This is a genomic window from Streptomyces hainanensis, from assembly GCF_004348415.1.
Lineage (GTDB): Bacteria > Actinomycetota > Actinomycetes > Streptomycetales > Streptomycetaceae > Streptomyces > Streptomyces hainanensis.
The window spans coordinates 1-10,643 of record NZ_SMKI01000273.1; the positions used below are offsets into that span (position 1 = coordinate 1).

Below are 10,643 nucleotides of genomic sequence, written 5' to 3' on the forward strand. Positions count from 1 at the left end.
GGGTGAGCACGATCCGGTCCAGGGTGAGCGCGCCGGTCTCGCGGGCCAGGGTCAGGGTGTGGTCGCCGGCGGTGAGGTGGCGCCGGACGGTCCTGACGCCGCGGTGGGCGTCGTTGAGGGTGGTGGGGAAGTCGGCGCCGGCCGGCGCGCCGCCGTCCACACTGAGCGTCCAACGGGCCGGCCCACCCGACTGGTTGCCGTAGTGGACGGCGACGTCGTAGTCGCCGGTCGCGGGCACCGAGACGGCGAACGCGACGCGGCTCTCCGGCCGGTCGAGCGAGGCGACGTCGCGGGTGCCCGAGGCGGCGTAGCCGTTGTCGTTCCCGACCGTGCCCAGGGTGCGGATCCGCCCGGCGGTGATGGCGGCGTCCTCCGCCTCGTACGAGGCGCGCCAGGGCACCGCCGGCCGGTCGGGGGTTCCGGAGCCGGCCGGGGTGAGGACGACACGGTAGGCCGACATCCGGTCCATGCCGCGCAGCGGGACGGTGACCGTGCCTGCCGAGGTGATCGGGGCGACCGCGGCGGCCAGCACGGCGGGCGCGGGGTGCGCGCCCTCGTAGCCCGACCAGGCGGCCTCGGCGACGGTGTAGGCCACGGCCGTGCCGAAGACGGCGGGCGGCACCGACCGGAAGACGATGTCGGCGTCGCCGTCCGCGCCGCCGACCAGGGCGTGCGCCTGGCGCCGTTCCGGATCGAGCGAGGCGAGCCCCTGGAGGGTGTCGACGGCGTCCCTGACCGGCGGGGTGACGCGGACGGTGTCGCCGGACATCGAGGCGTACCAGCGGAAGAACCACCAGCCGCCGTTGGGGGTGTTGGTGTCGACGACGTTGCCGTCGAGGTTGCCCGCCATGTCCCAGTAGGCCTGCTGGGCCTGGACCTTGGCGCGCTCGAACATGGCGACCCACTGGACGAGCTGTCCCGGCACGGAGAGGTCGCGGCGGTTGCCGTACTCGTCGATGTTGACCGGCAGCGGGCCGATGCCCAACTCCCGTTCCAGCGCCCGGTAGTGGGCGTGGTTGCCCGGGAAGTCGCGGAGCGAGGAGGCCGACAGCTCGTGCCAGGTGGTGACGTCGGGCAGCACCCCGTGGTCGCGGGCGTGGGCGTAGAAGTCGGGGAGGAGACGGCGGTCGTAGCGGGCCTCGTTGGGCCCGGCGATCCTGAGGTCCGGCGCGATGGCGCGGATCCGCCGGTGGACGGTGGTCCAGTCGGCGAGGAACCGGTCGCGGTTCTCGGCGTAGCGCGCGGCGTCGGGGGCGTCGAGGCGGTACCAGATCTGGTCGGGCTCGTTGAACGGCACCAGCACGAAGGCGTCGGCGCGGGGGTGCTCGGCGACCCGGCGGGTGATGGCGTCGACCCGGTCGAGGTAGTCGGCCAGGCCGAGGTCCTCGTAGGGCCACCGCGCGTAGACGTCCTGCATCATCACGTAGACGTCGCGGCCGCCGTTGCGGAGGAAGGACTCCGCGACGGTGAGGGCGTCGCCGTTGGGGTGCTGGAGGCCGCCCTCCGGCTTCTGGGTGATGGTGGTCAGCCGGAGCGGGGCGAGCACGGCGTCGCCTGGCACGCCGTCGTCGCTGAGGCCGTAGAGGGCGCCGTTGGCGCCGTGCAGGACGGCGCCCTCCGGCGCCGCGAGGTCGACGGTGATCCGGGGCATGCGGGATGGTTCCTTCCGGGACGACGGGCCGGGCCCGCTACTTGACGGCTCCGCTGGTGATGCCGGAGACGATCCGCCGCTGGGCGACCAGGAAGACGGCGATCATCGGCAGGCTCATCAACACCACGTAGGCGAAGATGAGATGCCAGTTGTTGAGGTAGAGCTGCGCGCTGGCGACCTGGTAGAGGTTGATGGGCAGGGTGGCGGCGTCGCCCCCGCCGAGCACGAAGAAGGCGTAGAAGACGTCGCTCCAGGCGTAGAGCATCACCATGATCGTGGCGGTGGCGATCACGGGGCGGAGCAGCGGCAGGACGACGCGGACGAAGACACGCAGCGGCCCGGCGCCGTCGATCCTGGCGGCCTCCTCCAGTTCGTGCGGGATGGAGCGGATGAAGCCGGTCATGAAGAAGATCGACGTGGACAGGTACATCGCCGTGTACACCGCGATCATGCCGGGCCTGGTGCCGGCGAGGCCGAGTTGGCGCAGCTGGAGCACGATGGTGATGATCGCCGGCGGGAGCAGCAGCCCGCTGACGCAGACCGCGTAGGCGGCCGCCACCAGCCGGCCGCGCCGCCGGGCGAACACCCAGGCGGCGCCGGCGCCGAGGACCAACACGAGCAGCACCGCGGGCACGATCACCAGCAGGCTGTTGACCAGGCCGCGCAGCATCTCGCCCTCGCTGAGCGCGTCGGAGTAGTTCCGCCCCGGCTGCCAGGCGTCCGGCGGATCGAGGTTGGGCCTGACGGCCTCCGCCTGCGGCTTCGCCGCGGTGGCCAGCACCAGCCACAGCGGCACGCCGACGGCGAGCGCCGCCAACCCGACGACCACGGCCGGCCGCACCCACCGCCAGGCCGCTGCCGGGCGGGCCATCCCCGCCACCCCGGCGCTCACGCCCCGCCGCCGGCGGGAGACGGGACCGCCCGAGCGGGCCGGCGCGGCCCGCCCGTCACGGTGGCCGGGGGCGCCTGGGCCGTCGGGGGATCACAGCGAAGCGTCACCACATCTGCTCCCTTCGCCGGAGGCCGGTGATCAGGGGGACGGCGAGGGCGACGACGATCAGGAAGAGGACCAGACTCATCGCGGACGCCTGGGCGTAGAGGCCCTGGCCGAAGACGCGGAACATGTAGATGTTCATGACCTCCGTCGAGCCGGCCGGGCCGCCGCCCGTCGTGGCCTGGACGATGTCGAAGGTGTTCATGGAGCCGAGCAGCGAGGTCGTGACGTTGAAGGTGACGGCCGGCGCCAGCAGGGGGAAGCGGATGGCGCGGAACATCCGCCAGGGTCCCGCGCCGTCGGCGCGGGCCGCCTCCAGGACCTCGCCGGGGATGCCCTTCAGCCCGGCGAGGTAGATCAGCATGGCCAGGCCCATCCACTTCCAGCCGTGCACGACGGCGACCAGCACGATCGTCCAGGTGGTGTCGCCGAGCCACGGAACGGCCGTGCCGAGCGCGTCGTTGACCGCGCCGTCGGTGTTGAACAGGGCCTGGAACACGTAGCCGACGGCCAGCGCCGAGATCAGCACGGGCAGGAAGAACACGGCGCGGAAGAAGCGGTTGAACCGGGTGTCGCGTTCCAGGAGCAGCGCGAGGCCGAGCCCGAAGGCGTTCTGGAAGAGGGCGGCGAGCAGCGCGTAGACGAGGGTGACGCGGATGGCGCGCCACAGCGTGCCGTCGTCGAGGATCTGCCGGAAGTTGTCGAGGCCGGTGAAGGAGATCTGGCTCCGGTAGCCGGACCAGTCGGTGAACGGGTACCAGAAGTTGAGGAGGTTGGGCAGCAGGAAGAAGCCGCCGAAGACGAGGACGGCCGGCAGCGCGAACCACCAGGGGTGGTGGACGGCCGCCCTCGGCAGCCGACCGGGCGGACGGCCGGTGGTGGTGACGGGGGTCGCCATGGGCGGGCGTCCCTAGAAGCCGTCCGCGCCCTGGGCGCGGGCTATGTCGTCGAACTGGTTCTCCACGAACTCGGCGACCTCGTCGGGGGACTTCTCGCCGTAGATGAGGTCGGCGAGGGCGACGTGGAGCTCAGGGGCGACGATCGCCCTGGCCTGGAAGACGCCGTGGGCCTCGGGCAGCGCGGCCACCTGGTGGTGGGCGGTCTCGGGCATGCCGTCCGGGTTGGGCACCGCCGGCTGGACGGAGGGTATCTGCCGGTCGGCGATGAAGTCGGGGTAGTCGGGGCCGAGCCAGAAGGCGAGGAACTGCCGGGCGGCGCGCTGCCGTTGCTCGTCGCCGGTGGCGAAGGCGACGACGCCGTTGGTCTGGTCGGGCGAGTAGAGGCCCCGCGCGTCGGAGTTGGCGATCGGGAACCAGCCGACGGTCTCGTCGATCTCCTCGGTGCCGTGTCGCGCCTGGAGTTGGGACTGGAAGGAGGTGACGTTGAGCGCCATGGCGGCGTCGCCCTCCCAGACGGCCTCGGCCTGGCCGGTGAAGGTGCCGGTGCGGTAGTCCTCCTGGGCGAGGCCGGCGCCGAGCACGTCGTCCTGGTAGCGGGTGACGGCGTCGACGACGACGGGGTCGGTCCAGGACTCCTCGTTGCGGTTGAGGCCGTCCCACCACTCGTCGGGCAGGTCGGTCAGCTGGACCTGGACCTGCCACTGGAGTGGCCAGCGGTCGCCGCCGACCTCGTAGAAGGCGGGGACGCCGGCGGCGTCCTGGACGGTGTGCGCGAGCTCCAGCAACTCGTCGTAGTTTCCGGGGAGTTCGTCCTCGGTGACGCCGGCCCGCCGGAAGACGTCCTTGTTGTAGTAGACGCCGAGCATGGCGGGGCTGGTGACGACGGCGGCGTAGCGCGTTCCGTCGACGACGCCGAGGGACTGTTCGGTGGGCCCCAGGTCGTCCACCCACGGCTCGTCGTCCAACGGCAGCAGGTTGCGGGCGGGTTGGATGAACGGGAGGGTGCTGACGCTCGGCTGCCAGAACATCAGGTCGGGCCGGTCGCCGGCGGCCAGCCGGGTGGGGACGTTCTGTTCGTAGAGGTCGGGGATGGCCTCGGTGCTGACCCGGGCCCCGGTGGCGGCCTCGAAGGCGTCGATGACCTGGTCGGCGGCGGTGAGCGTGGACTGTGCCGTCCAGAGGGTGAGTTCGACGCCGTCGAGGTCGGCCAGCGGGTCGAGTTCGCCGCCGCCGCCCGCGTCTTGGCCGGTGTCGTCGACGGTGCTGTCGCTGCACGCGCCGAGGGTGAGGGCGGCGGCGCAGATCAGGGCCAGGGCGGTCGCGGTGCGTTTCATGGCGGGACCCTCCGGAGGGCGGCTCGTCGGGGTGTCGTGGGGGTGTCGTCGTGGGTGGTGACCGTTGCTTTCCGGGAAGTGACGCGGTCAGCGGCGCGGGGCGGGACCCGTGCTCTCGCGGACGATCAGGCGGGGCGCCTCGGCCACGGGGTGCGGGGCGATCGGCTCGCCCTGCTCGACCCGTGCGTGCAGCAGGGCGAAGCAGGCGCGCCCCACGCCGGCGAAGTCGAGCCGGACGGTGGTGAGCGCGGGGGCGAGATAGGCGGAGTGCGGGGCGTCGTCGAAGCCGACCACGCTCACGTCGTCGGGCACGGCGCGGCCGGCCTCGCGCAGCGCGCGCAACACGCCGAGCGCCAGGTCGTCGTTGCCGCACAGCACGGCCGTCACGTCGGGGTCCCTGGCCAGCCGGCGGCCGGCGGCATAGCCGTCCGCCGGTTCCCAGCCGCCCTCGATCGGTTCGGGCGCCGGCACGCCGGCCCGGGACAGCGCGTCGCGCCAGCCGGCGGCGCGCTGGGCGCCGCCGCTGGTGCGGGTGGTGGAGGGGATGGCGAGGTGGTGGACGGTGCGGTGGCCGAGGTCGAGCAGGTGCCCGGTGGCTTCGCGGGCGGCGGCCCGGTCGTCGGTCCACACCCAGGGGCTGCCGGCCGGCGGCGGCTCGGCCGGCGTCTCCACGGCGGCCACCAACGGGGTGTCGGCCGGGGCGAGTTCGAGGGCGCGGACGCCGGGTCTGTCGTAGGCGATGAGGATCAGTCCGCCGCCGGTGTCGGCGGCGCGGCGCAGCGCCTCGGCGACCAGCCGTTCGTCGTCGGACTCCAGCACGTGGATGCCGACGGCGAACGAGGCGGCGCGGGCGGCCTCCTCGATGCCCTTGAGGGCGGCGGCATAGCCGTAGTGGACGGTGTTGGAGGTCAGCACGGTCACGGTCCTGGCCCGGCCACTGGCCAGGGCGTGCGCGGTGGCGCTGCGCCGGAAGCCGAGTTGGGCGATGGCTGCCTCGACGCGTTCGCGGGTGGCGGGCCTGACGCTCGGATGCCCGTTGATGACGCGGGAGACCGTCTGGTGGGACACCCCGGCCGCGGTGGCGACGTCCCGGATGCTTGCCGGGCGGCGCCCCCCGCTTCTTGTGTGACCGGTCACAGACATGCCAGGATTGTGACCGGTCACACAGGGGCCGTCAAGGCATCGGGACGGGGTTTTCGTGAGGAGCGACGCGGTGTCGGAAGACGTGCTGGCGGAAGGCGAGTTCGGGTCGGAGAACGGCGAGGGCGCGGCGCGGATCCGCTGGGGACACGCGGCGCTCGGCGTGGAGTTGGCCGCCGCGCCGGACGGGCCGCCGCGGCTGGTGGCCCTCGGCGGGCCCGGCCTCGCCGAGGCGGGGGCGACCCCGCTGGTGGAGGTGCTGGCGCTCGGTCAGGGCAGCGAGTGGTCGGGGCAGCGGGGCATCGAGACCTCGATCGGCGCCAGGATGCGGCTGACCGGCCACGAGGCTTCCCCCGACGCTTCCGAGGGCGGGAACTGGCACCGGCTGGTCGTGCGGCTGCGCGACGACGTCACCGGGCTCGCCGCCGAGGTGCTGCTCGACTCGCCGGACGGCGTGCCGGTGGTGCGCTCCCGGGTGCGGGTCACCAACGAGGGCACGGCCCCCGTCACGCTGCTCGCCGTGTCCTCCCTCACCCTCGGCGGGCTGCCCGCGCCGGACGCGCTCGACCTGCACTGGGCCGAGAACGACTGGCTGGCCGAGTGCCGTTGGCGCCACGAACCGCTGCGTGCCCGGGTGCCCGACCTCAACCGGGCGCGGAACGCGGCGGACAGCCGGGGCCGGATCGGCGTGGCCAGCCGGGGCAGTTGGTCGACCGACGGGCATCTGCCGATGGGGGCGCTTGTCGAACGCGGCGGCCACGGCTGCTGGTTGTGGGCGATCGAGTCGTCCACCGGCTGGCTGTGGGAGGCCGGCGAGCGCTCCCCCGGCTCCTATCTGGCGCTGCACGGCCCCACCGACACCGAGCACCAGTGGCGGCAACCGCTCGCCCCCGGCGCGTCGTTCACCACCGAGCCGGCCGTGCTCGCGGTCGCCGGCGACCTCACGGCGGCGTTCGGCGCGCTGACCGCCTACCGGCGCGCCGCACGCCGGCCGCACCGGGACCACCGCCGACTGCCCATCGTCTTCAACGACTTCATGAACACCCTCAACGGCGACCCGACGACGGCGAAGCTGCTGCCGCTGGTCGACGCCGCCGCGCGGGTCGGCGCCGAGTACTTCGTGATCGACGCCGGCTGGTACGACGACGACACCCGGGGCTGGTGGGACAGCGTCGGCGCCTGGGAGCCGGCGGCCAGCCGCTTCCCGGGCGAGCGCGGCATCCACGAGGTGCTCGACCGGATCCGCTCCCACGGCATGGTGCCGGGGCTCTGGCTGGAACCGGAGGTGATCGGCGTCCGCAGCCCGTTGGCCGCGACGCTGCCCGACGAGGCGTTCTTCTCCCGGGACGGCGTGCGGGTCCGCGAGAACGGCCGCCACCAGCTCGACCTCCGCCATCCGGCGGCCGTCGCGCACCTGGACCGCACGGTCGACCGGATCGTCGGCGACTGGGGCGTCGGCTACCTCAAGCTGGACTACAACATCAGCGTGCCGCCCGGCACCGACACCGGAGGCACGACCAGCCCGGGCGCCGGCCTGTTGGGGCACGCCCGCGCCTACCGCGCCTGGCTCGCCTCGCTGCTCGACCGCCACCCGCACCTGGTGCTGGAGAACTGCGCCTCGGGCGGCATGCGGATGGACGGCGCGATGCTGGCCACCACCCAGCTCCAGTCCACCAGCGACCAGCAGGACTTCCTCCGCTACCCGCCCATCGCCGCGGCCGCGCCGACCGCCGTGCCGCCCGAGCAGAGCGCGGTGTGGGCCTACGCGCAGCCGGAGTTCAGCGCCGACGAGAACGCGTTCGTGCTGGCCGGCGCGCTGCTCGGCCGGATCCATCTCTCCGGCCATCTCGACCGGATGGCGCCAGACCAACTGATCCTGGTTCAGGAGGCGTTGGGCGCCTACCGGTTGATCAGGGCCGACCTGCCGCAGGCCGTGCCGTTCTGGCCGCTCGGCCTGCCCGGCTGGACGGACGACTGGCTGGCGCTCGGCCTCGCGGCCGGCGACACCCGCTACCTGTCGGTGTGGCGCCGGGGCGGCGAGCCGCTGGCCGCCCTGCCGCTGCCGGAGCTGGCCGGCCGCCCGGCCCGGGTCGAGGTGCTGCACCCCGCCGCGTCTCCCGGCACGGCGGCCTGGTCGGCGGGCGCCGGCAGCCTGACGGTCTCCCTCCCCCGCACGCCGACCGCGCTGCTGCTGCGGATCACCCCGGCGGGCTCCTGAGCCGGGGCCGCCTCCGCCCACCTCGCGTCGCGGGGCACCGACCGGGCACCCGCCCCGTGTCAGGTGGCCCGCGCCGAGACGTCGGCGGCGGCCGGTCCGGCCGGGCGCCTCGCCCGGCGGCGCCGCCGCGGCGCCGTCACCGCGGAGACGACGAACGCGGCGAGAACCGCGCCCTGCACGCCGAAGACGACGAACTGCCGCATGACGAACGCGGGCATGCCCCAGAGCAGCACGAACAGCACACCGCAGCACAGGCCGACGGACACCGACGTGACGACGGCCCACCGCACCGGGTGCGGGGCGAACACCGCGACGACGGTGGCGGTCGCCGCGGGCACGCCGGCCACCAGCATTCCGTCGGACAGCGGTGACAGCGACACCCCCCACCGCACGTCGAGATAGCCGGCCAGCACCCACCACAGGCCGAGGTAGGCCAGGGCTCCGGCGAACCAGCCCGCCCGTCTCCTCGCCGGCACGGCGCGCGACGGCACCGGGGCGACCGGCGCCGGCGCGACCGGCGCCGCCCGCCGCCCGCCGGGCCGGCCGAGTCGTCCCAGCGCCGGGGGGCCGAAGAGCAGCAGGGCCGCGCCGAGCAGCCACCACACGTCGTCGAAGTACGACGCGAGCGCGGTGGTCTCGGTCACGGCGAAGACCAGCAGGGGCCCGGGCAGCTCGCTCGTCGCCGAGCCGTCGTACTGGGAGAGGATGAAGATGGCGTGCAACTCGAGCACCGGACGCGCGACGACCAGAACGACGGCGACCACCATCGCGCAGGGCAGCAGGGCCACCACCAGCGGGCGACGCGCCGCGACCACCGCGGGGGCCCACGCCGCGGCCAGGTACTCGCACCACAGGACCAGGGACACCAGCAGCGCGGCACGCAACAGCACGTTGCCCGTCTCGACCCCGAAGGAGGTCGGCATGGTGAGCCCGTTGGCGATCGTCATGGGCGACAGCGCCATCCCGACGACCACCCCGACCGCCAACCCCCAGCGCAGCGCGTGCAGCCGGGGCCGCTCCCAGCGCAGCGCGGCGCGGAGCACGGTCAGCCCGAGCACCACCATCAGCAGCACGGTCAGCGGTTCGGGACGCCACTGGTCCCAGACGGAGCCGTAACTCCACCTGGCGGTGGGCGAACTGCTGGGCTCCCACAGCAACATCAGGCACGCTCCGAGCACCACCGCGAAGCCGAAGGCCGGTGCCAGCAGGGGCGCCGGGTCCGTGAGCGCCGCCGCGCGGTTCGGGCCGCCCGGGTGCGTGCCGGTCAGCCGCCGCCCCCACGCCCGCAGCCGGCCGGCCCGTCCGTGGGGCCGCCTCGCCACCTCGGCCAGGAGCCGACCGAGTGGCGCGGGATCGCCCTGCCACCGCACGACGCGTGCGTCGGCCTGGTACTCGCGGGTCCGCAACACCTGGGCGCGCGCCACGACCAGCAACAGGGCGAGACCGAGCAGCTGCGCGGAACTCGCCGCGTAGATCCCGGAGTGGGGCCCGAAGGCCGCGTAGGCCACGCGGCCGAGTGCGACCGGCGTGAAGACGAGCAGCGCGTACGCGCGGAAGAAGCCGAGGGTGATCATCGTCAGGTCGATGTCGCGGTTGCGGACGTGGGCCAGTTCGTGCAGGACGAGTGCCTCGAACGCCTCCGGGTCGCGGTCGCGCAGCCGCAGCACCCCCCGCCCGAGCAGCACGTACCGGCGGCCGACCCGCCCGAACGCCACGCCGTTCGCGGCCGGGTCGAGCAGGTCGATCAGGAACCGCACCGGCTGGCCCGGCACGGCCAGTGCCGCCAGCCGCAGCAGGTCGGTGTGCAGGTCCGGCAGGTTCTCCTGGGTGACGGGGCGCACACCACGTCTGCGGGCCCGCCTGGTGGAACGGAACCGGTAGTGCAGGCCGGTGAAGACGGCGAGCAGCCCGCAGGTGATCAGGAAGGACTGGCTGTGGGCGGGGTCGAACGCGGTGCGGGCGCACTCCGCCACGCCGGGGAGTCGCTCACCCCGTGCCCAGAGCTCCATCGTGGCCCGCGGCCCGCCCGCCCGCGCGACGCCCTGCCGCACGCAGCCGTCGACCGGGTCGCCGGTGGCATCTCCCGAGCCGCCGGTGAAGACGTGGTAGTAGCTCGGCTGCATGACCACGGAGAACGCCAGCACCGCGACGATCAACAGGACGAACGCGCTCAGCGTGGCGGACGGCAGCAGGAACGTCCGGCTCCGCGCGGCCTCCGCCGGGGAACCTGGGGCCGCCATGGTGGCCATGGCGGCTCAGCGCTCCGTGTCGGTGCGCTCGCGCAGATATGCCACGACCGTGTCGGCCAGCAGTTCGGCCCGGTCGTCCGCCAGGCCGAGCAGCATCGCCCGGCGCCGCGCGACTCCCCGCACGTCCGCCAGGACATCGGCCGGCAGCGGCGGTGGGG

Annotated in this window: 7 protein-coding genes; 1 reads left to right on the plus strand and 6 read right to left on the minus strand. The window is 74.1% G+C overall.

Annotated features, from left to right (window positions below):
- The 5 genes from E1283_RS23140 to E1283_RS23160 all read right to left on the minus strand — a co-directional run.
- The coding region (locus E1283_RS23140; RefSeq protein ID WP_132820052.1) for a CBM35 domain-containing protein at positions 1–1,651 on the minus strand (1,651 nt) is incomplete at its 3' end.
- 37 nt (positions 1,652–1,688) lie between these two features.
- Positions 1,689–2,522 (minus strand): carbohydrate ABC transporter permease, encoded by an 834-nt coding sequence (locus tag E1283_RS23145; RefSeq protein WP_132820053.1) that lies wholly within the window; start codon positions 2,520–2,522, stop codon positions 1,689–1,691.
- Between the two features lie 124 nt (positions 2,523–2,646).
- Positions 2,647–3,543 (minus strand): carbohydrate ABC transporter permease, encoded by an 897-nt coding sequence (locus E1283_RS23150; protein ID WP_132820054.1) that lies wholly within the window; start codon positions 3,541–3,543, stop codon positions 2,647–2,649.
- A 12-nt stretch (positions 3,544–3,555) separates the two neighbouring features.
- On the minus strand, positions 3,556–4,878 hold the full coding sequence (locus E1283_RS23155; RefSeq protein ID WP_132820055.1) for an ABC transporter substrate-binding protein: 1,323 nt from the start codon (positions 4,876–4,878) through the stop codon (positions 3,556–3,558).
- Between the two features lie 87 nt (positions 4,879–4,965).
- Positions 4,966–6,021, minus strand: a complete 1,056-nt coding sequence (locus E1283_RS23160) for a LacI family DNA-binding transcriptional regulator (RefSeq protein WP_132820056.1) — start codon at positions 6,019–6,021, stop codon at positions 4,966–4,968.
- Positions 6,022–6,103: 82 nt separating this feature from the next.
- Here E1283_RS23160 and E1283_RS23165 point away from each other — a divergent pair, with 82 nt between their 5' ends.
- On the plus strand, positions 6,104–8,236 hold the full coding sequence (locus E1283_RS23165) for a glycoside hydrolase family 36 protein (protein WP_243745032.1): 2,133 nt from the start codon (positions 6,104–6,106) through the stop codon (positions 8,234–8,236).
- 59 nt (positions 8,237–8,295) lie between these two features.
- On the opposite strand, the gene E1283_RS23170 is transcribed toward E1283_RS23165, so the two are convergent.
- Positions 8,296–10,476 carry a M48 family metallopeptidase gene (locus E1283_RS23170; protein WP_165956220.1) on the minus strand — a complete coding sequence of 727 codons (2,181 nt, stop codon included), beginning with the start codon at positions 10,474–10,476 and terminating at the stop codon, positions 8,296–8,298.
- Positions 10,477–10,643: the final 167 nt, after the last annotated feature.